The following is a 22,353-nucleotide window of genomic DNA, read 5'->3' as shown; positions in this document are numbered from 1 at the left end:
GCCCCGTGTTCGAGAGCGTCACCCCCCTGGCGAACGCCTTCGTGGCCATGGCCACGCCGGCAAGCCTTCTCAACGTCACGCTGGCGACCCTGTTCGGCATCATCATCGGCGCGCTGCCCGGCCTCACCGCCACCATGGGCATCGCGCTGCTGACGACGCTGACCTACACGCTGGCGGCCGACCAGGCCATCCTGGTGCTGATCGGCTGCTACGTCGGCGCCATCTACGGTGGCAGCCGCACGGCCATCCTGCTGAACATCCCCGGCACGCCGGCCAGCGCCGCCTCCACCCTGGACGGCTTCCCCCTGGCCCGCTCCGGGCGCGGCGGCGAGGCCATGGGGCTGGCCACCGTGTCGTCGGTGCTGGGCACCCTGGTGGGGGTGACGGCGCTGGCGGTGGTGGCGCCGGTGCTCGCCGATGTGGCGCTGGGCTTCGGCTCGTTCGAGTATTTCTGGCTGGCCGTCTTCGGCATCGTCATCGCCGGCGGCATGACCGCCTTCAACGACCCGCTGAAGGGCTGGATCGCCGGGGTGCTGGGGCTGCTGGTGGCGATGATCGGGCAGGACGGGCTGCACGCCCACGCCCGCTTCACCTTCGGCAGCACCGATCTGGCCGGCGGCATCGCGCTGATCCCGGCGCTGGTCGGCGCCTTCGGCTTCGCCGAGGTGCTCTGCGTGCTGCGCGAACGCCGGGCGGAGCTGGCGGCGCGCACCGTCGGGCGCATCATGCCGCGGCTGTCCACCCTGTGGGGCTACCGGCGGACCATCGTGCGTTCCGGCGTGATCGGCACCGGCGTCGGCATCATCCCCGGCGTGGGCGAGGACATCGGCGCCTGGGTGTCCTACGCCGCGGCGCGGCGCTCCAGCCCGGAACGGGACCGCTTCGGCAAAGGCGCCCCGGAAGGGCTGGTGGCGGCGGAGACCGGCAACAACGCCGCCATCCCCGGCGCCCTCATCCCGGCGCTGACGCTGGCGGTGCCGGGTTCGGCGCCGGCGGCGGTGCTGCTGGCGGCCATGTTCCTGCACGGCATCCGGCCGGGCCCCACCATCATGATCGAACAGCCGGAGTTCGTGTACGGCGTGGTGTGGATGGTGGTGTTCGCCACGCTGGCCATGGGCATCTTCGGCCTGCTGCTGACGCGGCCGCTGCTGCTGGTGCTGCGCATCCCGCGCGAGCGGCTGATGCCCGTGGTGTTCGTGCTGTGCGTGATCGGTCCGTACGCCATCACCCAGCGCCTGTTCGACGTGTGGGTGATGCTGGCCTTCGGGGTGATCGGCTACGTCATGCGGCGCATGGACTATCCCATGGCGCCGCTGGTGCTGGGCATCATCCTGGGCGACCTGCTGGACAAGAACCTGCGCCGTGCGCTGATGCTGGCCGACGGCGACCTGACACCGTTCCTGACGCGGCCGGTGTCCATGGTGCTGTGGGTGACGACGCTGGCCATGCTGCTGGTCGGCCTGGCGCCGGTGCGGCGCGGCGCCGGCCGCCTGGTCGGCCTGGCGTTCGGCCGGCAGGGGAGCGCGCCGTGAAGATCCACCTGTGCAACGAGGTGCTGCGCCACCTCCCCTTCGAGGCGCAGGCGGAGCGGGCGGCGGCGCTCGGCTACGACGGGCTGGAGATCGCCCCCTTCACGCTGGGCCCGGAACCGCACCGGCTGCCCGCCGGCGAGCGGCAGCGCCTGCGCCGCGCCGCGGCGGACGCCGGCCTGTCGGTGGTCGGGCTGCACTGGCTGCTGGTGACGCCGGAGGGGCTGTCGATCACCGACCCCGACGCGGCGCTGCGGCGGCGCACCGCCGCGGTGCTGGACGGGCTGGCGGAGCTGTGCGCCGACCTGGGCGGGCGGGTGATGGTCCACGGCTCCCCCCTGCAGCGCCGCCTGCCGCCCGGCGAGGACGCGGCCGCCGTGCGGCGGCGCGCCGTCGACCTGCTGGCCGGCGTGGCCGGACGGGCGGCCCGCCACGGCATCACTTGGTGCCTGGAGCCCCTGGGCCGCCATGAGGACGCCTTCGCCAACACGGTGGCCGAGGCGGCGGCCCTGGTGGAGGCCGCCGGCGTGCCGGCCCTGCGCACGATGATCGACACCGGCGCCGCCGCCCTGTCCGGCGACGAGGCGCCGGACGCCCTGGCGCGGCGCTGGGTGCCGCGGGGGCTGATCGGCCACGTCCAGGTGAGCGACCGCAACCGCCGCGGTCCCGGCGAGGGCGGCGACCGCTTCGCCCCGCTGCTGCGCGCGCTCAGGGACACCGGCTACGCCGGGGCGATCAGCGTCGAGCCCTTCGTCTACCAACCCGACGGCGAGGCGGTGGCCGCCCGCTGCATCGGCTATCTGCGCGGCATCCTCGACGCCCTGGATACGGAGACCCCATGAGGGAAAGCCCGGCAACCGCCCCGCGCCTGTCCGTCACCGCCGTCGCGCTGTACGAACGGCCCGTGCGCCTGCGCATCCCCTTCCGCTTCGGCATCATCACCCTGACCGAGACCGCCCAGGCGTACGTGCGCATCCGCATCCGCCTGGAGGACGGGCGCACGGCCGAGGGCATGGCGGCCGAGCTGATGGTGCCGAAGTGGTTCGACAAGGACCCGGCGCTCAGCGGCCCCGACACGGTGGACCAGCTCCGCGCCGTGCTGCGGCGGGCGGGCGCCGCGTACGCGGACGGCGTCGCGCGGACGGCGTACGGCCATTCCCTGGCGCACCGCGACGCGGTCACCGGCGTGCCGCCGCTCGCCGCCGGGTTCGGGGCGGCGCAACTGGACAAGGCGGTGCTGGACGCGCTGGGCCGCGCGCTGGGCCTGTCGGCGGCCGATCTGGTGCGCCGCAACCTGGTCGGACTCACCACCGCAGAGGCCGCACCCGATCTGGCCGGCTTCGACCCGCCGGCCTTCCTGGCCGGCCTGGCCCCGGCACCGGCCATCGCCGCCCGCCACACGGTGGGGCTGGTCGATCCCGTCACCGCGGCGGAGATCCCGCCCGGCGGCCGGGTCGACGACGGGCTGCCCCACAGCCTGGAGGAGGTGGTGGCGGCCTACGGGCACCGGCACTTCAAGGTGAAGGTGTCCGGCGACGCCGCCGCCGACCTGGACCGGCTGGCCCGCATCGCCGCCGTGCTCGACCGCATCCCCGACCCGATCCTGGTGACGCTCGACGGCAACGAGCAGTACGCCACGGCGGAGGATATCCTGGAGCTGTGGCGTCGCATCGGCGAGACGCCGCGGCTGGCCCGCTTCGCCGCCGCCACCGCCTTCATCGAACAGCCCGTCGCCCGCGCCCGCACCTTCGCAGAGCCGGTGCACGCGCTGGCCGCCCATCGTCCCGTCATCATCGACGAGGCGGACGGCACCCCCGACGCCTTCGTGCGGGCGCTGGCGCTGGGATACACGGGCGTGTCCAGCAAGGCGTGCAAGGGGCTCTACAAATCCCTGCTCAACGCCGCGCGCTGCGCCCTTTGGAACGCCGAAGAGGGCACGCGGCGACACTTCCAGTCGGCCGAGGACCTGACGACGCAGGCCGGGCTCGGCGTGCAGCAGGACCTGGCGCTGGTGGCCCTGCTCGGGCTGACGCACGTGGAGCGCAACGGCCACCACTACGTGGACGGGTTCGGCACGGCGCCGCAGGCGGAGGCCGACGCCTTCCTGGCCGCCCACCCGGACCTCTACGAGCGCCGCAACGGGCGCGTGCGGCTGCGCATCGCCGACGGGCGGATCGCCCTCGGCTCCCTGTGGGGGCCGGGCTTCGCCGCGGGCGCCCATCCGCAAACCGAAGGGATGGCACCTCTGGCCCCCGGCCGTTGACGGCGGCCGCGCCATCCTGTATTCATCATCTATGTAACTAACAAGTTACTTACTTATAACACGGGCGAGGGAGTGAGGCGGACATGGCTCAGCGACGACTCGGGATCATCATGCACGGCGTCACGGGGCGCATGGGGATGAACCAGCACCTCATCCGCTCCGTCCTGGCCATCCGCGCGCAGGGCGGCGTCACCCTGTCCGACGGGTCGCGGGTCGTGCCCGACCCCATCCTGGTCGGCCGCAACGCCGACAAGGTGCGCGAACTGGCCCAGCGCCACGGGGTGGAGCGGTGGAGCGGCGACCTGGACGAAGCCCTCGCCAACCCCGACGACGCCATCTTCTTCGACGCGGGCACCACGCAGATGCGCCCGGCCCTGCTGGAGCGGGCGATTCGGGCGGGCAAGCACGTCTATTGCGAGAAGCCCATCGCCACCGGCCTGGACGAGGCCATGCGCATCGTCCGCCTGGCGCGGGAGGCCGGGGTGAAGAACGGCACGGTGCAGGACAAGCTGTTCCTGCCCGGCCTGCAGAAGCTGCGCATGCTGCGCGACAGCGGCTTCTTCGGCCGCATGCTGTCGGTGCGCGGCGAGTTCGGCTACTGGGTGTTCGAGGGCGACTGGCAGCCGGCCCAGCGCCCGTCGTGGAATTACCGCAGCGAGGACGGCGGCGGCATCATCCTCGACATGATCTGCCACTGGCGCTACGTGCTGGACAACCTGTTCGGCGCGGTGAAGAGTCTGTCCTGCCTGGGCGCCACCCACATCCCGCAGCGCCGGGACGAACAGGGGCGTCCCTATGACGCCACCGCCGACGACGCCGCCTACGCCACGTTCGAGCTGGAGGGCGGCGTCATCGCCCAGATCAACTCGTCCTGGACGACGCGGGTCTACCGCGACGACCTCGTCACCTTCCACGTGGACGGCACCCACGGCTCCGCCGTCGCCGGGCTGACCGACTGCGTGATCCAGCCGCGCCAGGGCACGCCGCGCCCGGTGTGGAACCCGGACGAGAAGCAGACCATCGACTTCTACCGCACCTGGCAGCCGGTGCCCGACAATCAGGTCTGCGACAACGGCTTCAAGGTGCAGTGGGAGATGTTCATCCGCCACGTGGCGGAGGACGCCCCCTACGCCCATGGCCTGATCGAGGGCGCCAAGGGCGTCCAGCTGGTGGAATGCGCCATGCAGAGCTGGCGCGAGCGTCGCTGGGTCGACGTGCCGGCGCTGACCGTCTGAACCGGAGACCCCCGCCATGGACATCACCCTGCGCCTGCCGCGCGCCGACCGCACGCTGGAATCCTACCGGCTCTCCCCGCCGCGGGGCTTTCCGGCCCGCACCGAGCGGCCGCTGACCCGCGTCGCCTTCGCCGCCGCCCACACCGTGGCCGACCCGCTGGCCGACGCCGACCCGTGGCTGGACGCCGCCATCGACTGGGACCGCACCATCGCCTTCCGCGAGCATCTGTGGGACCTGGGGTTCGGCGTCGCCGAGGCCATGGACACCGCCCAGCGCGGCATGGGGCTGGACTGGCCGGCCTCGCTGGAGCTGATCCGCCGCTCCCTGGACGCCGCCCGGCCGCGCGGCGGACTCGTGGCCTGCGGCGTCGGCACCGACCACCTGGCACCCGACGATGCCCGCGGCATCGACGACGTCATCCGCGCCTACGAGGAGCAGGCGGAAGCGGTGGAGGCGCTGGGCGGGCGCATCATCCTGATGGCGTCGCGGGCCCTGGCGCGTGTGGCGCGCGGGCCGGACGACTACCTGCGGGTCTACGCCCATGTCCTGGGGCGCGTGCGCGAACCGGTGATCATCCATTGGCTGGGCGCCATGTTCGACCCGGCTCTGGCCGGCTACTGGGGCAGCGACGACCCGGACGCCGCCATGGACACGGCCGTGTCCATCATCAACGACTTCGCGTCCAGGGTGGACGGGGTGAAGATCTCCCTCCTCGACAAGGACAAGGAGATCGCCATGCGCCGGCGGCTGGCGCCGGGGGTGCGCATGTACACCGGCGACGACTTCAACTACGCCGAGCTGATCGCCGGCGACGGGGCCCATCACTCCGACGCGCTGCTCGGCATCTTCGACGCCATCGCCCCGGCGGCGGCAGCGGCCCTGGCGGCCCTGGCGGAGGGCCGGGAGGACGTCTTCCACGACATCCTCGGGCCGACGGTGCCCCTGTCCCGCCACATCTTCCGCGCCCCCACCCGCTTCTACAAGACGGGGGTGGTGTTCATGGCCTACCTGAACGGCCACCAGGACCATTTCACCATGATCGGGGGCCAGGAGAGCGCCCGTTCCACCCTGCATCTGGCGGCGCTGTTCCGCCTGGCCGACCGGGCCGGGCTGCTGCGCGACCCCGCCGCCGCCGCCGCCCGCATGCGCGCGGTGCTGGCGGTGCGCGGCGTGGACGCGGGCTGACGGGAGGGGCCGGACATGCGCGACTTCTCGGGCGATCACCGCTGGCTGTCCGTCAACACCGCCACGGTGCGCCGGCAAGGGAACCTGGCGGCCATCATCGACGCCTGCGCGCGCCACGGCATCCGCGCCGTCTCCCCCTGGCGCGACCAGGTGGCGGCGATCGGATTGGAGCGGGCGGTGCGGGCGCTGCGCGACGCGGGGCTGGAGCTGTCGGGCTACTGCCGCGGCGGCATGTTCCCGGCCGACGCCGAGCGGCGGGCCGAGGTGCGCGACGACAACCGCCGCGCGGTGGACGAGGCGGCGGCGCTGGGCGCCCCCTGCCTGGTGCTGGTGGTCGGCGGGCTGCCGCAGTTCTCGCGCCCCGGCTGCCGCCCCGACAAGGACCTGGGCGCCGCCCGGGCCCGGGTGGAGGACGGCATCGCCGAGCTGCTGGAGTACGCCCGCGGCGCCCGTATGCCCCTGGCGATCGAGCCGCTGCACCCCATGTACGCCGCCGACCGCGCCTGCGTGAACACGCTGCGCCACGCCCTCGACCTGTGCGACCGGCTGGACCCGGACGGCGGCGGCGCGCTGGGGGTGGCGGTGGACGCCTACCACGTGTGGTGGGACGACGATCTGGACGCCCAGATCGCCCGCGCCGGCCGGCGCCGGCTGCTGGCCTTCCACGTCTGCGACTGGCTGGTGCCGACCACCGACCTGCTGAACGACCGTGGCATGATGGGAGACGGCGTCATCGACCTGCCGCGCCTGCGCGCCCGCGTCGAGGCCGCCGGCTTCGCCGGGTTCGCGGAGGTGGAGATCTTCTCCGAGCGCTGGTGGGCGCTGCCCATGGACGAGGTGCTGGCCACCTGCATCGGGCGCCACCGCACGGCCGTCTGAACCGCACGGTGGTGTGTGAGGGACGGGGCAGCGGCCTGTTGACGGGGGGATGCCACCCCGTCAACAGGCCGGAGCATTGCCATGACCGACCCCGCAAACCCCGACCCCCGCACGGACCGCCGACCGCCCGGCTCCGCCGGCCGGCCGATCTCCGCGGAGAAGGCCCGCGGCGGCCGCATCATCCTGAACACACCGGCACGGCGCGCCGTCTTCATCGGCGGACTGGTCGGTTTCGTCCTGCTGACCTTTCTCGGACTGGTGGTTGCCTGACGAAGCGCCGTCATGCGACGTCGCATGACGGCCCTCCCGGCGCCCTGCCCTGCTCTCCCATCCCGCCGCTACTGCAATCATTGCGGATGGCCCGGATTTTGTCCTTTCCGCCGCACCGGATCGGCAACATGGCGCGCACCCTCGACGCCGATCGATTTGTCCTGTATTTGAGCGACGCCCGCCGGCCGGCAGCGGCCGCGACGGGTGTGGGGATGGCCATGGGTGCTGCGGATGACCAACGAACACAAGCCCGGCCACCGCCGGGTCGCCTTCCCGGCCCTGGTCGCGCTGCTGGTGCCGCTGCTGACACCCGCGGCTGTCTTTGCCGCTGACGGACCGGTCGGTCGGACGGCGGCGGGAACCCTGTCCGGCCTGATGGGGCTCAGCCTGGAAGAGTTGATGTCGCTGGAGGTCACGGTGACCTCGGCGGCCAAGCGCCCGCAGCGCATGGGTGACACCGCAGCGGCCATGTTCGTGCTGACCGGGGAGGAGATCCGCCGGTCTGGCGCCACCTCGATCCCCGATGCGCTGCGCCTGGTGCCGGGGGTGCAGGTCGCCCGCATCAGCTCCAACCGCTGGTTCGTCACGGCGCGGGGCTTCGGCGGCAGTGACGCCAACAAGCTGCTGGTGCTGATCGACGGCGTCAGCTCCTACACCCCGTTGTTCTCGGGCATCCTGTGGGGACGCGAGGGCGTCTTCCTGGAGGATGTGGAACGCATCGAGGTCATCCGCGGTCCCGGTGCCGCCCTGTGGGGCGCCAACGCCGTCAACGGCGTCATCAACATCGTCACCAAGCCCGCCGCGGCGACCACCGGCGGGCTGGTCAGCGCGACCGTCGGCACGCAGGAGCGCGGCTCGATCGGGGCGCGCTACGGCGGCCGGCTGGGCGACGCCGGACACGCGCGCATCTACGCCGAGGGAACGGCGCGCGACGCCGGCGGGGCCGACTCCCCCGGTTCGGGTGAGGACCACAGCCGGTTCGGACGCGCCGGCTTCCGGGCGGATCTGGAGCTGTCGCCGCGGGACCGGCTGACGGTGCAGGGCGACATGTTCCACGGCACGGCCGACGACGCCACTTACGCCCCGCTGCTGACGCCGCCCTATGTCCGCATGGTGCGTGCCGACATGGTCTCCGGCAACGCCAACGTGCTGGGCCGCTGGCGGCGCACCCTGGCGCCCGCCTCGCACCTGTTGGTCCAGGGCTATTACCAGCACAGCACCTTCCGCGGCCGTCTCGGCAATTTCCGTGAGCAGACCGTCGACGTGGAAGCGGAGCACCGCTTCGCCCTGAGCGAACGCGACGATTTCATCTGGGGCATGGGCGCACGCTGGTACCGCAGCGACATCGAGGATGGCCTGATCTCCGCGCGCGGAACGACGCGCACCTCCACCCTGTTCAGCGTGTTCGCCCAGAACGAGCACACCCTGGTCCCCGACCGGCTGAAGTTGACCGCGGGGGCCAAGGCCGAGTACCGGGAGACCACCGGGCTGGAATTGCAACCGACCGTACGTGCCGTGTGGACGCCCCATGAGGATCATGTGGTGTGGGCGGCGGTATCGCGCGCCGTGCGCACCCCGTCGCGCGCCGAACAGGACTTCGTGGGCGTCCAGCAGGTCATCCCCACCGGCCGCCTGCCCCTGGCGATCGCGCTGACCGGCAGCGAGGACCTGGCGTCCGAAAAGGTGGTCGCCTACGAGGTGGGCTACCGCGTGCAGCCGGTGGCGTCGGTGTCGCTGGACGTGGCCGCCTTCTACAACACGTACACCGACCTGCGCGGCTTCCGGGTCGGCGCTCCGGCGCCCGTGCGGATGCCGGTGCCGCACCTGCTGCTGCCGGTCAGCGCCGCCAACTCCCTGGAGGGCGAGACGTACGGGGTCGAGGTGGCCGCGGAGTGGGATGTCCGTCCGGGCTGGCGCCTGCGCGGAGCATACAGCGCCCTGAAGATGCACATCCGCAACAAGGACGGCTCCGCCGCCGGACCCGCCCGGCTTGCCGAATCCGGCAGCCCGGCTCACCAGGTGATCCTGCGGTCCTCCCACGACCTGGGGTCCGGCGTGCAGCTCGACCTGACGGCCCGCGCCGTCGACGATCTGGGCGACGGCATCATCAGCGGCTACGCCGCGCTGGACGTAAGCCTCGCCTGGCATCCCACCGAGCAATGGGAACTGGCGCTGGTCGGCCAGAACCTGATCGGACCCGAACGGATGGAGGCGACCCCCGGGGTCATCGACCTGACGCCCAGCCGGGTGCAGAGAGGTGTCTACGCCCGCGTGATCCGGCGATTCTGACCGGCGACGGGCGGGGATGATGAGAACCGCGGCCAATCATCAGGACAGTCCGGCCCGACGCGCCCGCATCCCGAAGCGTGCGGGGACGCTGCTGGCGGCCCTGCTGCTGGCGGTGGCCGGCGCCCGCGACGGTGCGGCGCAGGATGCGGCGGTGGAAGAGTACGAAGTGAAGGCCGCCTTCGTGTACAATTTCGCCAAGTTCGCGACCTGGCCGCCCGCCGCCTTCACCGGACCGGACGCGCCGCTGGTGCTGTGCGTCGCCGGGGGCAACCCGTTCGGCCCGGCGCTGGGGGCGCTGCACCACCGGCCGGTGGGCGACCGTCATCTGGCGGTGCGCGAGATCGCGGACGCCGCGTTCGCAGCGGAGGACGCCGTGGCCTGTCACCTCCTGTTCATCGCCCGGGCGGCGGTGGAGCGCTGGACCGCCGTCGCCGGTGCCCTGAGGGGCCGGCCGGTCCTGACCATTGCCGACAGCGACGGCTTCACGCACCGGGGCGGGATCATCAATCTGTACATCGCCGACGGCCGCGTCCGCTTCGAGGTCAACCGCGACGCCCTGGCGCGCAGCGGCGTGACGCTCAGCTCGCAGGTGCTGCGGCTGGCCCGCATCGTGGAGGATGCGCCATGATCGCCCGGATGCTGCGCAACCGCCCGATCGCCCAGAAGCTGATCGCGATCATGCTGCTGGTGTGCAGCGTCGGCATCGTCGGGACGGCGGTGGCGCTGGGATTCGACGTCGTCGCCATGATGCGCCGCCACGCCGTGGAGGAGGTGGACGGGGTGGCCCGGGTGATGGCCAGCAACCTCGCGGCCCCCCTGACCTTCGGCGATCCCGAGGCGGCGGCGGACACCCTGTCGGCCCTGCTGGCGCAGACCCACATCCGGGCGGGCCGGGTGGTCGACCGGTCCGGGCGGGTGCTGGCCGCCTTCACGCCGCCCCGGGGGGTGCCGATGGCGCCGGTCGACGGTCCCGTCAGGGCCGAGGAACGCATCGACGGCGACACGCTGACGGTGACCCTGCCGGTGGTCCACGACGGCGAACTGCTGGGCCATGTGACCATCGTGTCGGACCTGAGCCGGCTGACCGACCGGTTGCAGCGCTACACCGTCACGGCGACAGTGATCGCCGCGGTCGCGCTGCTGGCGGCAGCGCTTTTGTCGCTGGTGCTGCAACGGGTGATCTCGCGGCCGATCCGCGAGCTGCAGGCGGCCATGGCGCGCATCGCCGCCGGCAACGACTACTCCGTGCGCGTGCCCGCCAGCGGCCGCGACGAGCTGGGGCTGCTGATCGGCGGGTTCAACGGCATGCTCTCCCAGATCGAGCAGCGCGACCGTGCCCTGGCCCACCACCGCGCCACCCTGGAGCAGGAGGTGGCGGCCCGCACCGCCGCCCTCACCGCCGCCAACCGCGAGCTGGAGGCCACCGTCGCCGACCTGCGCGCGGCCAAGGAGGCGGCCGAGCTGGCCAGCCGCGCCAAGTCCCAGTTCCTGGCCAACATGAGCCACGAGATCCGCACGCCCATGAACGGGACACTGGGCATGCTGGAGCTGCTGCTGGACACGGCGCTGGACCCCCGCCAGCGCCATTATGCCGAAACCGCCCGGACGTCAGGTGTCACCCTGCTCGGCCTCATCAACAGCGTTCTGGACCTGTCCAAGATCGAGGCGGGCAAGCTGGAGCTGGAAACCATCCCCTTCGACCTCCACCACCTGGTGGAGGAGGTGACCGACGCCTTCGCCCCGCGGGCCCTGGCCAAGGGGATCGAACTGGCCAGCCTGGTCGAACCCGACGTGCCCGCGCCGCTGGAGGGTGACCCCAACCGGCTGCGCCAGATCCTGGTCAACCTGGTGGGGAATGCCGTCAAGTTCACCGACAAGGGGGAGGTGGTCGTGCGCGCGGCGGTGGCCGCCGCCGATGCGGAGGGTGTCACCCTGGAGATCACGGTGCGCGACACCGGCATCGGCATCGCGCCGGCGGTGCGCGACCACATCTTCGACGCCTTCGCCCAGGCGGACGGGTCGACCACGCGGCGATACGGCGGCACCGGGCTCGGCCTCACCATCGCCCGCGACCTGGCGCGCATGATGGGCGGCGGGCTGGAGCTGGACAGCGAGCCGGGCCGGGGCTCCACCTTCCGCGTGCGCCTGCGCTGCCGCCGGGGTGCGGGTACGGGCAGCGGGATGCCGGCACCGGCGCGCCTGGCCGGCCGGCGCGTGCTGGTGGTGGACGACAACGCCACCAACCGGGAGATCCTGACGCGCATGCTGGCCGGCCGGGGTGCGGTGCCCGACGGCGCCGAGGGCGGCCGGGAGGCCCTGGCCCTGATCGCCGCCGCCGAGGCGCAGGGGAGCCCCTACGCCTTCGCCCTGCTGGACCGCACCATGCCGGGCATGGACGGCGTGGCCCTGGCCGCCGCCATCCGGGCCCGGCCGGCGTCGGCGACCATGCCGCTGATCCTGCTGACGTCGGTCGACGCGCCCGACCTGCCCCACGAGGCCCGCCTGTTCACCCGCCGGCTGCAAAAGCCGGTGCGCCAGTCCCACCTGCTCGCCACCCTGGCCGACCTGCCCGCCGCCGACGCGCCGGCTCCCCCGGCCGCGGCCGCGGAGCCGGTCCCGCCGGCGGCCGCGGCCGCGCCCGGCCGCAGCCGCGGCCGGGTCCTGTTGGTGGAGGACAACGCGATCAACGCCGAGGTGACGGGGGCGCTGCTGCGCAGCTTCGGGTGCGAGGTCGCCATCGCCCGCGACGGCGTGGAAGCCATCGAGGAGTGGCGGCGCGGCGGCTACGCGCTGATCCTGATGGACTGCCAGATGCCGCGCATGGACGGCTATGAGGCGACGCGGCGCATCCGCGCCATGGAGGCGGAGCAATCCCCCGGCGGCGACCGCCAGCGCATCGTCGCCCTGACCGCCAACGTGCTGACCGAGGACCGCGACGCCTGCCTGGCCGCCGGGATGGACGACCACCTGGGCAAACCGGTGACCCGCGAGGACATCGGCCGCATGCTCGCCCGCCATCTCGACCCCGCCCCGGCGTCCGGGAGGCCGGACGCACGTCCCGGGGCGCCGCTGCGTGTGCTGCTCGCCGAGACCGACCCGCTGATCCGGCGCCTGACCGGGGAGTATCTGCGGCGCCTGGGGCACGCCGTGACGATCGCGGCCGACGGTGCCGACGCCGTGGCCGCGGCCGGACGGGGGGACGTCGACGTGGTGTTGATCGACCTCGGCATGGCGGGCATGAACGGCTTCGCCGTCACCGCCGCCATCCGCGCCCTGCCCGACCCGCAGCGCCGCATTCCCGTCATCGCCATGAGCGCCAGCGCGTCGGCCGACACCGCCGACATGTGCCGGGCCGCGGGCATGGACGGATGCCTGACCAAACCGGTCACGCCGGCCTCCCTGAAGGCCGCCCTGACCGGCGCCGGCAGCGGCGATGCACGGCCCCCTGCCCCGCGCCGGGTCGACGCGTCCCATCTGACGGCGCTGGGTGCGGCACTGGGGAGCGACCGGCTGCGTGCCCTGGTGGCCGAATACGGGCGGACCGCACGGGCCGCGGTCAACGCGATGTCCGACGCCCTGGCCATCGGCGACGCGGCGGTGGTGCGCGCGGCGTCCCACGATCTGCGGACTCAGTCCGGCAACCTGGGGCTTCCCGTGGTGTCGGAACTGGCCCGCATCATCCACAGCGCCGCCGGGGAGGGCGACCCCGACCCGGGCACGGCGGTGCTGCCGCTGCTGCGCAGCGAACTGGACGCAGCGCTGGCCGAGGTGACCCGACGCGTTGAACGGGAAACCGCGGCGCCGGCCTGACGGCGGGCCGGCCCTGTCACAGGAACGCGGACGCCAGCGCCGGCGGGCGGGACAGGGTGTGGGCCATCATCTCCAGGGCCATGCGGACCTCCGCCGCGCAGCAGCCGCCGAGGCCGATGCGCACCGCCTCCGGCGGTGGGCCGGACACGGTGAAGGCGTCGCTGACCACGATGCCGATGGTGGAGGTGCGCATCGTCGCCGCAAAGGTGGAGCGGCTCCAGTCGTCGGGCAGGCGCAGCCAGAAATGGAAGGCTTCGGGGGCGGAGCGGGGCTTGGGTGTCGGCAGTATGCCGCGCGCGAGAACCTGCCGGGCCGCGGATTCCGCACGCACGGCGGCGAGGATGGCGTCCGCCGTGCCGTCGGTGATCCAGCGCGTGGCCAGCGCCACCGTCAGGGGCGACGCCATCACCGTGGTGGCGCGCAGATGCGCCGAAAGCTGCCAGATGCGGCGGGCCTCGGGCACCACCAGATAGGCCACGCGCAGGCCGGCACCCAGGCTTTTCGCCAGGCCGCCGATGTAGAAGACGATGTCCGGGGCCAGCGCCGCCAGCGGCGGCGGACCGTCGACCGGCAGGGCGCCGTAGGCGTCGTCCTCGACGATGGTGACGCCGTGGCGCCGCGCCACCTCGATCAGCGCCGCCCGCCGCTCGGCCGGCAGGGATATGGTGGTGGGGTTCTGGAGCGTCGGGTTGCAGTACAGGACCTTCGGCGCGCGCGTCCGGCAGACCTCGGCGAAGGCATCGGGCAGGATGCCGTCCCCGTCCATCGGCAGGCCGATCAGCTCCAGCCCCGACTGCGCCGCCAGAGCCCGCAGGCCGGGGTAGGTCAGCGCCTCGGCACAGATGACGTCGCCCGCCTTGGTCAGCGATCCCAGCACGGCCAGCAGGGCTGCGTGCGTGCCGGGGCAGACCAGGAGCCGCTCCACCGGCGCCGGCAGCCCGCGCCGGGCCAGCCAGTCGGCCCCGGCCTGCCGCTCCTCCGGTGAACCGCCGAACTCCTGGTAGCGCAGGAGATCGACGAGATCCTCGCCCACCTCGGCCCAGCCCTGCCGCATGCGGGCGATCAGGGCGGGGTCTTCGATCTCCGGAGGCAGGTTCATCGAGCGGTCGGCCGCCCGGCGCGGCGTGCCGGTGCGCACCGGCGCCGGCGCCGCGGGCCCGGGAACGGCCGCCGCCGGCGTCTCCGGCGGGCGCACGAAGGTGCCGGCGCCCACGCGCGATTCGACCAGCCCGCGCCGCTGCGCCTCGTTGTAGCCGCGGGCGACGGTGGTGAAGTCCACATCCAGAGCTTCCGCCAGCGTGCGCTGTGGCGGCAGCCGGTCGCCGGGGGCCAGCCGGCCCCGGCGCAGGTCATCGGCGATGGCATCGGCGATCGCCACGTAGCGCGGCTTGTCGCTGCCACGGATCAGGGAAAGCCAGGGGTGGGTCGGCTGGGTCATGCGAGCAACGATAGCCTAACAGTGAATGCAGTCAATCGGCTTCGGGTCTATGGATGCAATTTGGGCATTGATCATTCGGGCAGCACGCCCCTCCCGCATCGGCGCGCCATCCTAGCCGCAGATTCGGTCCGCCGCAATCATCCGCGGAAAGCGCGACAAAATGCTTGGAAAGCATGGAGTTTTGCCGGGCGCGGCGGGGTGCGGTGCGGCCGTTGTCGCGCCCCGTGCGGGCGCCGGACCCATCCGGAAAACTGCACAATATGCAGTCAAATACCCGAGCCGCCCAAAATTTGACCTGACGTGGCCTAAACTGCGGGCCCGGCACACCGTCCATACCCCCATCTGAAATGCGGTCTTTGATCGGAAAATTGATGCGTCTTCGGCCTCATTAGAATGCAGTCATGTTCGGAAAATGACTGGCACGGTGCTTGCTGAACGTCCGGTGGCCTGCCGCACGGCCGGGGCCCGACATCAGGAGAGGAGAGAGACCCATGCCTGCCGTTACCAAGCCGCACAACCAGAAGGGCGATTTTCTGGTCGACTACGAGGAGAAGGTCTTCGAGGACGTCAAGGCCGAACCGGGTGAGCTGGCGCTCGTCACCTTCCACACCGTGGCGTTCGAAGGGTCGATCGGTCTCGTCAACCTGCTCCAGGCGACGCGCCTTCAGCGCAAGGGGTTCGAGACGTCGATCCTGCTGTACGGCCCCGGCGTGACGCTGGGCGTGCAGCGCGGCTTCCCGACCCTGGGCGACGAGGCGTTTCCCGGCCACCAGGCGATGAACAAGCAGATGGTCAAGTTCATGGAGGAGGGCGGCAAGGTCTACGCCTGCCGCTTCGCGCTCCAGGCGCTCTATGGCCACGGCGAGGGCTCGCTCATCCCCGGCATCCGCCCGATCAGCCCGCTGGACGTGCTCGACATCGTGCTGCTCCACCGCAAGGCCAACGCCTTCATCCTCAACACCTGGACCCTGTAGGCGGCCGGCGGAGGGCGGATCCATGACGGAGAAGCGAACGGTCCGGGTGGCGGCGGTGCAGATCGCCCCCGACCTGGACAGCGCCGACGGCACGGTCGACCGGGTGTGCCGGGCCATCGCGGAGGCGGCGGGCAAGGGGGCGGCCCTGGTCGTGTTCCCCGAGACCGTCGTCCCCTACTATCCCTACTTCTCCTTCGTGCGTCCGCCGGTCCTGGCGGGGGCCGACCACCTGACGCTTTACGAGCGCGCGGTGGTCGTGCCCGGGCCGGTGACCGATACCGTCGCCGCCACGGCCCGTGCCCACGGGATCGTGGTGGTGCTCGGCGTCAACGAGCGCGACCACGGGTCCCTCTACAACACCCAGCTCGTCTTCGACGCCGACGGCCGGCTGCTGCTGAAGCGGCGCAAGATCACGCCGACCTATCACGAACGGATGATCTGGGGCCAGGGCGACGGCGCCGGGCTGGCCGTGGTGGACAGCGCGGCGGGACGCATCGGGGCGCTGGCCTGCTGGGAGCACTACAACCCCCTGGCCCGCTACGCCCTGATGGCCCGGCACGAGGAGATCCATGTCGCACAGTTCCCGGGATCGCTCGTCGGCGACATCTTCGCCGACCAGATCGAGGTGACGATCCGCCACCACGCGCTGGAGTCCGGCTGCTTCGTCGTCAACGCCACGGGCTGGCTGACCGACACCCAGATCGCGGGGATCACCGCCGACCCGACGCTTCAGAAGGGCCTGCGCGGCGGCTGCATGACCGCCATCATCTCGCCGGAGGGGCGCCACGTCGTGCCGCCGCTGACCACGGGGGAGGGCATCCTCGTGGCCGATCTCGACATGGCCCTGATCACAAAGCGCAAGCGGATGATGGATTCCGTCGGTCACTACGCCCGGCCGGAGCTGCTGTCCCTGGTGCTCGACGACCGCCCGGCCCGCCCGATGACCACCGCCGCGCGCCCGGCCGCGCCGCGGACCGAACAGGAGACGACCGACCATGACGACGCCCGCAGCCCCCTCGCCGTCTTCCCCGCCGGCGTCCGGCCAACTGATCCCGGAGCTGCAATCCTTCGGCATAAGGCTGGCTGACCCGCGAGCCGGCGCGCCGAGCCGGCGCGGCGGGGCCGGGCCCAGCGACCACAAGGCGGTCATCATCGACGGCCGCGCGGTCATGGTGCCGGTCCACACGGCGGGCGCCTTCCGGTCGCCCTTCCTGGCCGAGGCGCCGGACGCCGACGGCACGGCGCTGGTGCGGCGCGACGGCGCGCCGGTCGGGCGCATCCGCTTCCCCGGCCAGCCGCGCTTCTACGCGCTGCAGACCATGGACGGCATCCCCTATTCGAAGATCGCCGTGCTGCACGGGGCCGACGTGCTGGCAACCACCGTGCTGCAGACCTGCATCCGCTATCAGAGCCGGACCAGGACCTGCCGGTTCTGCGCCATCGGCCAGTCGCTGGCCGCCGGGCGGACCATCGCCCGCAAGACGCCGGAGCAACTGGCCGAGGTGGCGCGCGCCGCCGTCCTGCTCGACGGCGTCCGGCACATGGTCATGACCACCGGAACGCCGGCCACGTCGGACCGCGGGGCGGCCATCCTGTGCGACAGCGCCGCGGCGGTGAAGGCCGCGGTGGACCTGCCGATCCAGGGCCAGTGCGAGCCGCCGGATGACGACGCCTGGTTCACCCGCATGCGCGACGCCGGCATCGACGCGCTGGGCATGCATCTGGAGGCGGTGACGCCGGAGGTGCGGGCCCGCATCATGCCCGGTAAGGCCGGCGTCCCCCTGGAGCGCTATTACGCCGCCTTCCGGGCCGCCGTGCCGGTCTTCGGCCGGGGGCAGGTGTCCACCTACATCCTGGCCGGGCTCGGCGACAGCCGCGCCGCGATCCTGGACATGGCGGAGCGGCTGATCGCCATGGGCGTCTACCCCTTCGTGGTGCCGTTCGTCCCCGTCACCGGCACCCCGCTGGAAGACCATCCCCCGCCGGACGCCACCTTCATGCGCGACCTGCTGGCCCCCATCGGCGCGATGCTGAAGGCCGCGGGCATGCGCTCGTCCGACAGCAAGGCCGGCTGCGGCAAATGCGGCGCCTGCTCCTCCCTCGCCAGCTTCGAGGCGTGAGACGCCGCCCGCGCCCGCGCCCCCGTTCCGGAGAATGCCATGTCCCCCTCCGCCGCCAGCCGCCCCGTGCCCCACCACCCCGTCGTCATCGTCGGCGGCGGCCAGGCCGGGCTGTCCGTCAGCTACCACCTGAAGGCCCTTGGCATCGATCACGTCATCTTCGAGAAGAACCGGATCGGCCATTCCTGGCGGGAGGACCGCTGGGACAGCTTCTGCCTCGTCACCCCGAACTGGCAGTGCCGGCTTCCGGACTTCCCCTACGCCGGTCCCGACCCCAAGGGGTTCATGCTGAAGGACGAGATTGTCGCCTACATCGAGGCGTTCGCCCGCCGCTTCGACCCGCCGGTGCGCGAGGGGGTGGCGGTGCGCCGCGTGTCGCGCCGGGACGGCGGCCGCGTGCTGGAGGTGGAGACGAGCGCCGGCACCGTCACCGCCGACCACCTGGTGGTCGCCACCGGCGGCTACGACATCCCCATCGTCCCGCCCTTCGCCCACGCCCTGGCGGCGTCCGTCACGCAGGTCCATTCCGTGCACTACCGCAATCCCGACCGGTTGCCGCCGGGCGAGGTGCTGGTCGTCGGCTCCGGCCAGTCGGGCGTGCAGATCATGGAGGATCTCCATCTCGCCGGCCGCACGGTCCATCTCTGCGTCGGCCCGGCCCCGCGCTCGCCGCGCCGGTACCGGGGCAAGGACGCCACGGAGTGGCTGATGGAGATGGGCTACTACAAGCTGACCATCGACCGCCATCCGCTGGGTGAGCGGGCGAAGGAGAAGACCAACCACTATATGACCGGCCGCGCCGGCGGGCATGAGATCGACCTGCGCCGCTTCGCGCTCGACGGGGTGTCGCTCTACGGCAGCCTGGCGGGGATCGACGGCACCGTGCTCCGCTTCGCCGACGATCTCGAACGCAACCTCGACGATGCGGACGAGGTGTACGTGTCGATCCGGCGCGACATCGACGCGTACATCGCGAAGAACGGCATCGACGCGCCGGAGGAGCCGCCCTTCCTGCCCGTGTGGACGCCGCGCGCCACACCGACCGAAATCGACTGTGCGGCGGCCGGGATCACCGCCATCGTCTGGGCCATCGGCTTCCGGCCCGACTATTCCTGGATCGACCTGCCGGCCTTCGACGGGCGCGGCCATCCCAGGTTCACGCGGGGGGTCTCGCCGGTGGACGGGCTGTACTTCATCGGGCTTCCCTGGCTGCACACCTGGGGCTCCGGCCGCTTCCTCGGCGTGGCGGACGACGCCGCGCACCTCGCCCGGGTGATGTCCGAACGCCTGCTCGCCGGAACCGCCGCCGCCGCCTGATACGGCCGGCATGACCCGGCCGGCCCCGACACGGAGAGTCGCCCATGCAGGACCAGACACCGAACGCCCTGTATGACGGGCCGGTCCCCGCCTTCACGGCCGGCGCCTACCGCATCAAGCACGCCACCGAAGCGTGGGAGCGGGCGGGCGCCGCCGCCCTGCGCCGGCAGGTCTTCTGCGCCGAGCAGGGCCTGTTCGACGGCGACGACCGCGACGCCGTCGACGCGCACGCCCTGACCATCGTCGCCCTGTCCGACCTCTGCGGCATGCCCGACGCCGTGGTCGGAACGGTGCGCATCCACCAGCCGGAACCGGGGCTGTGGATCGGCTCCCGCCTGGCGGTGGCGCCGGCGCACCGGCGGGCGGGGTCGCTGGGGGCGTCGCTGATCCGCATGGCGGTGTGCACCGCCGCCGGGCGCGGCTGCCTGCGGTTCCACGCCCACGTGCAGGCCCGCAACGCCCTGCTGTTCCGCCGCCTGCACTGGCGGACGCTGGAGGAGGTGACGCTGCACGGCCATCCCCACCACCACATGCAGGCCGACCTGGCCCACTACCCGCCGATCCACGACGGCGACCGCGGCTTCCTGGCGCTGGCGCGGAGGGCGGCATGATCGCCCTGCCCGCCCTGGTGGAGACCCTGCGGGCGAGCCCCGGCTTCGCCCACAAACGCGACATCGACGCGGTGGTGGGCGCGCTGGCGCCCGCCGGCGCCGTCCCGGTCGGCGACGACTGCGCCGCCATTCCCGACGGCGACGGGCACCTGCTGTTCGCCATGGAGGGCTTCGTCAACGCCTTCGTCGCCGCCGAACCCTGGTTCGCCGGCTGGTGCGGGGTCATGGTCAACGTCAGCGACATCGCCGCCATGGGCGGGTGGCCGGTTGCCGTCACCGACGCGCTGTGGAGCCACGGGGAGGCGGAGGCCCGCCCCATCCTGGAGGGACTGCGGGCGGCCGCCGCCGCCTACGGCGTGCCGGTGGTGGGCGGCCATTCCAACCTGCGGACGGACCGCCCGCAGCTTGCCGTCGCCATCGTCGGCCGGGCCGGGCGCCGCCTGCTGACCAGCTTCGACGCGCGCCCCGGCGACCGGCTGCTGGCGGCCATCGACCTGCGCGGGCGCTACCACGAGCCCAACCCCTTCTTCGACGCCGCCACCGGGGCGCCTCCGGACCGCCTGCGCGGCGACCTGGCGCTGCTGCCCGGCCTTGCCGAGGATGGGCTGTGCCGCGCCGCCAAGGACATCAGCATGGCCGGCCCGGTGGGCACGGCGCTGATGCTGCTGGAATGCTCCGGCGTCGGCGCCACCATCGACGTCGCCGCGGTGCCGCGGCCGGCGGGGGTGCCGCTCGACCGCTGGCTGCTGTCCTTCCCCAGTTTCGGGTTCCTGCTGAGCGTCGCGCCGGAGGCGGCCGAGACCGTCGCCGCCCGCTTCGCCGGGCGCGGCATCGCCTGCGCCGCCATCGGCACGGTGGAGGACGGCAGCGCCGTCACCCTCACCGACGGCACCGACCGGGCCGTGGTCTGGGACTTCGCCGACGGTCCGCTGATCGGCTGCCGGCCGGGGCGGGTCGCGGCATGACCGGCCCCGCCCTGTCCGTGGCGCTGCTCGCCCATTCCACCAACCCGCGGGGCGGGGTGGTGCACGCGCTGGAACTGGCCGACAGCCTGGCCGGCCTGGGCCACCGTGCCGTGGTCCACGCCCCGGACGCCGGCGGCCGCGGCTTCTTCCGGCGGACGCGCTGCGGCACCGTCGCCGTGCCGGCCCGGCCGGTGAGCGGCGGTCTGGGCGCCCTGGTGGAGACGCGCATCGCCGACTACCTCGCCTTCTTCGAGCGGCCGGGGGCGGTGGAGCGGTTCGACATTCTCCACGCGCAGGACGGCATCAGCGGCAACGCGCTGGCGACCCTGCGGGAGCGGGGGCGCATTCCCGGCTACGTCTGCACCGTCCATCATCTCGACGCCTTTGAGGATGCGGCGGTCGAGGCCCGGCAGTGGCGGGCCATCCGCAACGCCGACCGGGTGCTGTGCGTCAGCGCGCTCTGGCAGGAGCGGCTGCTGCGCGAGCACGGGATCGCCGCCACCCCCGTGGGCAACGGCGTGGACACCCGGCGGTTCACGCCGCAACCGGCGCCGCGGGACGACGCGCTGCGCGCCCGCCTGGGCCTCGGGACCGGACCGGTCTTCCTGTCCGTCGGCGGGGTGGAGGAGCGCAAGAACAGCGCCCGCCTGCTGGACGCCTTCCTGCGGGTCCGCGCGGTCCTGCCGGCGGCGCAGCTCGTCATCGCCGGCGGGGCCACCCTGCTCGACCATGGCGCCGAGGTCCGCGCCTTCGAGGGGCTGATCGCCGCGCACGGCGTCGCGGTCGGCCCCGGCGCGCCGGTCGTGCGCACCGGACCGCTGCCGGACGGGGACATGCCCGCCCTGTTCCGGATCGCCGACGCCCTGGTGTTCCCGTCCCTGCGCGAAGGGTTCGGGCTGGTGGTGCTGGAAGCGATGGCGTGCGGCACGCCCTGCGTCGTGTCGGCCATCGCGCCCTTCACCGAGCACCTCGCCCCGGACGACGCGCTGTGGGCCGACCCCTGCGACGTCGCGTCCATCGCCGCCGCCATGGGGGAAGCGGTCAAACCCGGCCGCGCATCCGCCCTGCGCGCCGCCGGCCTGCGCCGGGCCGCCCTGATGGGATGGGACCGCTGCGCCCGGCGTCACCGCACCGTCTACACCGAGCTGTGGAACCAGTGGAGCACGAGAGCGCCATGCCCGAGATGATCTTCCGCGTCCGCTGGCCCGACGGCAGCCTGTCGGATTGCTATTCCCCGTCGCTGGTGATCCGGGAGCACCTGACGGAGGGGCAGACCTATCCCCTCGACGCCTTCGCCCGGATCAGCCGCGAGGCCCTGTCCATCGCCGGCGCGCGGGTCGCCGCCCGGTACGGGTTCCCGTGCTCCCGCGCCGCCCGCCAGATCGCCGAGATCGACGCCATGGCCGCCCGTTTCGCCGACCGCGCGGAGCCCACGGTGACCGTCGTCGCCTTCGCCTGAACGCAAGG

19 protein-coding genes are annotated in these 22,353 nt (G+C 72.9%); 18 read left to right on the top strand and 1 reads right to left on the bottom strand.

Features of this window, described 5'->3' with window-relative positions; genetic code table 11:
- Positions 1-5 precede the first annotated feature (5 nt).
- The 10 genes from G472_RS0114935 (at position 6) to G472_RS33350 (ending at position 13,461) form a co-directional block, all read left to right on the top strand.
- Complete coding sequence (locus G472_RS0114935; protein ID WP_245593499.1) at positions 6-1,532, top strand: tripartite tricarboxylate transporter permease; 1,527 nt, start codon at positions 6-8, stop codon at positions 1,530-1,532.
- Positions 1,529-2,371, top strand: a complete 843-nt coding sequence (locus G472_RS0114930) for a sugar phosphate isomerase/epimerase family protein (protein WP_029009041.1) — start codon at positions 1,529-1,531, stop codon at positions 2,369-2,371. The genes G472_RS0114935 and G472_RS0114930 overlap by 4 nt, the downstream gene beginning before the upstream one ends.
- A complete protein-coding gene (locus tag G472_RS0114925; RefSeq protein ID WP_029009040.1) occupies positions 2,368-3,792 on the top strand; it encodes an enolase C-terminal domain-like protein in 1,425 nt (474 codons plus the stop codon). Before G472_RS0114930 ends, G472_RS0114925 begins: the two co-directional genes overlap by 4 nt.
- Positions 3,793-3,875: 83 nt before the next feature.
- On the top strand, positions 3,876-5,027 hold the full coding sequence (locus G472_RS0114920; RefSeq protein WP_029009039.1) for a Gfo/Idh/MocA family protein: 1,152 nt from the start codon (positions 3,876-3,878) through the stop codon (positions 5,025-5,027).
- 16 nt (positions 5,028-5,043) lie between these two features.
- The gene (locus G472_RS0114915; RefSeq protein ID WP_029009038.1) at positions 5,044-6,213 is read left to right on the top strand and encodes a dihydrodipicolinate synthase family protein; all 1,170 of its coding nucleotides are present in this window, start codon (positions 5,044-5,046) and stop codon (positions 6,211-6,213) included.
- Positions 6,214-6,228: 15 nt separating this feature from the next.
- Positions 6,229-7,092 (top strand): sugar phosphate isomerase/epimerase family protein, encoded by an 864-nt coding sequence (locus G472_RS0114910; RefSeq protein ID WP_029009037.1) that lies wholly within the window; start codon positions 6,229-6,231, stop codon positions 7,090-7,092.
- Positions 7,093-7,173: 81 nt separating this feature from the next.
- Positions 7,174-7,362 (top strand): hypothetical protein, encoded by a 189-nt coding sequence (locus G472_RS33365; protein WP_035692492.1) that lies wholly within the window; start codon positions 7,174-7,176, stop codon positions 7,360-7,362.
- A gap of 231 nt (positions 7,363-7,593) precedes the next feature.
- Positions 7,594-9,651, top strand: coding sequence for a TonB-dependent receptor plug domain-containing protein (locus G472_RS33360; RefSeq protein ID WP_156927126.1), 2,058 nt, complete (start codon positions 7,594-7,596; stop codon positions 9,649-9,651).
- A 16-nt stretch (positions 9,652-9,667) separates the two neighbouring features.
- Positions 9,668-10,279, top strand: coding sequence for a TOL_0243 family YfiR-like periplasmic protein (locus G472_RS33355; RefSeq protein ID WP_084536657.1), 612 nt, complete (start codon positions 9,668-9,670; stop codon positions 10,277-10,279).
- Positions 10,276-13,461, top strand: a complete 3,186-nt coding sequence (locus G472_RS33350; protein ID WP_051340846.1) for a response regulator — start codon at positions 10,276-10,278, stop codon at positions 13,459-13,461. Before G472_RS33355 ends, G472_RS33350 begins: the two co-directional genes overlap by 4 nt.
- A gap of 16 nt (positions 13,462-13,477) precedes the next feature.
- Here G472_RS33350 and G472_RS0114885 read toward each other — a convergent pair whose 3' ends face one another.
- Positions 13,478-14,899 carry an aminotransferase-like domain-containing protein gene (locus tag G472_RS0114885; RefSeq protein WP_035692490.1) on the bottom strand — a complete coding sequence of 474 codons (1,422 nt, stop codon included), beginning with the start codon at positions 14,897-14,899 and terminating at the stop codon, positions 13,478-13,480.
- A 491-nt stretch (positions 14,900-15,390) separates the two neighbouring features.
- On the opposite strand from G472_RS0114885, the gene G472_RS0114880 reads away from it, so the two are divergent.
- From G472_RS0114880 to G472_RS0114845, 8 genes are read left to right on the top strand one after another with little or no spacing between them, the layout of a single operon-like run.
- The gene (locus G472_RS0114880; RefSeq protein ID WP_029009035.1) at positions 15,391-15,873 is read left to right on the top strand and encodes an MSMEG_0572/Sll0783 family nitrogen starvation response protein; all 483 of its coding nucleotides are present in this window, start codon (positions 15,391-15,393) and stop codon (positions 15,871-15,873) included.
- Between the two features lie 22 nt (positions 15,874-15,895).
- Positions 15,896-16,960: a Nit6803 family nitrilase gene (locus G472_RS0114875; protein WP_029009034.1), complete on the top strand. Its 1,065-nt coding sequence runs from the start codon at positions 15,896-15,898 to the stop codon at positions 16,958-16,960.
- Positions 16,869-17,993: an MSMEG_0568 family radical SAM protein gene (locus G472_RS0114870; protein WP_051340845.1), complete on the top strand. Its 1,125-nt coding sequence runs from the start codon at positions 16,869-16,871 to the stop codon at positions 17,991-17,993. Before G472_RS0114875 ends, G472_RS0114870 begins: the two co-directional genes overlap by 92 nt.
- 39 nt (positions 17,994-18,032) lie before the next feature.
- Positions 18,033-19,310, top strand: a complete 1,278-nt coding sequence (locus tag G472_RS33345; RefSeq protein ID WP_035692489.1) for an MSMEG_0569 family flavin-dependent oxidoreductase — start codon at positions 18,033-18,035, stop codon at positions 19,308-19,310.
- A gap of 44 nt (positions 19,311-19,354) precedes the next feature.
- Positions 19,355-19,921: an MSMEG_0567/Sll0786 family nitrogen starvation N-acetyltransferase gene (locus G472_RS0114860; protein WP_051340844.1), complete on the top strand. Its 567-nt coding sequence runs from the start codon at positions 19,355-19,357 to the stop codon at positions 19,919-19,921.
- A complete protein-coding gene (locus G472_RS0114855; protein WP_029009031.1) occupies positions 19,918-20,886 on the top strand; it encodes a sll0787 family AIR synthase-like protein in 969 nt (322 codons plus the stop codon). The genes G472_RS0114860 and G472_RS0114855 overlap by 4 nt, the downstream gene beginning before the upstream one ends.
- Positions 20,883-22,073 (top strand): MSMEG_0565 family glycosyltransferase, encoded by a 1,191-nt coding sequence (locus tag G472_RS33340; RefSeq protein WP_051340843.1) that lies wholly within the window; start codon positions 20,883-20,885, stop codon positions 22,071-22,073. The genes G472_RS0114855 and G472_RS33340 overlap by 4 nt, the downstream gene beginning before the upstream one ends.
- Positions 22,061-22,345, top strand: a complete 285-nt coding sequence (locus G472_RS0114845; RefSeq protein ID WP_029009030.1) for an MSMEG_0570 family nitrogen starvation response protein — start codon at positions 22,061-22,063, stop codon at positions 22,343-22,345. The genes G472_RS33340 and G472_RS0114845 overlap by 13 nt, the downstream gene beginning before the upstream one ends.
- The last annotated feature ends 8 nt before the right edge of the window (positions 22,346-22,353 follow it).

It is taken from the genome of Azospirillum halopraeferens DSM 3675, from assembly GCF_000429625.1.
Classification (GTDB): domain Bacteria; phylum Pseudomonadota; class Alphaproteobacteria; order Azospirillales; family Azospirillaceae; genus Azospirillum; species Azospirillum halopraeferens.
This window is presented reverse-complemented; position numbering and strand designations above follow the sequence as displayed.

Excerpts from the sequence above, each read along its gene's own strand:
- G472_RS0114855 (WP_029009031.1), top strand. The coding sequence starts at position 19,918 with ATGATCGCCCTGCCCGCCCTGGTGGAGACCCTGCGGGCGAGCCCCGGC.
- G472_RS33350 (WP_051340846.1), top strand. The coding sequence starts at position 10,276 with ATGATCGCCCGGATGCTGCGCAACCGCCCGATCGCCCAGAAGCTGATC.
- G472_RS0114860 (WP_051340844.1), top strand. The coding sequence starts at position 19,355 with ATGCAGGACCAGACACCGAACGCCCTGTATGACGGGCCGGTCCCCGCC.
- G472_RS33355 (WP_084536657.1), top strand. The coding sequence starts at position 9,668 with ATGATGAGAACCGCGGCCAATCATCAGGACAGTCCGGCCCGACGCGCC.
- G472_RS0114845 (WP_029009030.1), top strand. The coding sequence starts at position 22,061 with ATGCCCGAGATGATCTTCCGCGTCCGCTGGCCCGACGGCAGCCTGTCG.
- G472_RS0114880 (WP_029009035.1), top strand. The coding sequence starts at position 15,391 with ATGCCTGCCGTTACCAAGCCGCACAACCAGAAGGGCGATTTTCTGGTC.
- G472_RS0114915 (WP_029009038.1), top strand. The coding sequence starts at position 5,044 with ATGGACATCACCCTGCGCCTGCCGCGCGCCGACCGCACGCTGGAATCC.
- G472_RS33340 (WP_051340843.1), top strand. The coding sequence starts at position 20,883 with ATGACCGGCCCCGCCCTGTCCGTGGCGCTGCTCGCCCATTCCACCAAC.
- G472_RS0114870 (WP_051340845.1), top strand. The coding sequence starts at position 16,869 with ATGACGACGCCCGCAGCCCCCTCGCCGTCTTCCCCGCCGGCGTCCGGC.
- G472_RS33365 (WP_035692492.1), top strand. The coding sequence starts at position 7,174 with ATGACCGACCCCGCAAACCCCGACCCCCGCACGGACCGCCGACCGCCC.
- G472_RS0114920 (WP_029009039.1), top strand. The coding sequence starts at position 3,876 with ATGGCTCAGCGACGACTCGGGATCATCATGCACGGCGTCACGGGGCGC.
- G472_RS0114875 (WP_029009034.1), top strand. The coding sequence starts at position 15,896 with ATGACGGAGAAGCGAACGGTCCGGGTGGCGGCGGTGCAGATCGCCCCC.
- G472_RS0114925 (WP_029009040.1), top strand. The coding sequence starts at position 2,368 with ATGAGGGAAAGCCCGGCAACCGCCCCGCGCCTGTCCGTCACCGCCGTC.
- G472_RS33360 (WP_156927126.1), top strand. The coding sequence starts at position 7,594 with ATGACCAACGAACACAAGCCCGGCCACCGCCGGGTCGCCTTCCCGGCC.
- G472_RS0114910 (WP_029009037.1), top strand. The coding sequence starts at position 6,229 with ATGCGCGACTTCTCGGGCGATCACCGCTGGCTGTCCGTCAACACCGCC.
- G472_RS0114885 (WP_035692490.1), bottom strand. The coding sequence starts at position 14,899 with ATGACCCAGCCGACCCACCCCTGGCTTTCCCTGATCCGTGGCAGCGAC.
- G472_RS33345 (WP_035692489.1), top strand. The coding sequence starts at position 18,033 with ATGTCCCCCTCCGCCGCCAGCCGCCCCGTGCCCCACCACCCCGTCGTC.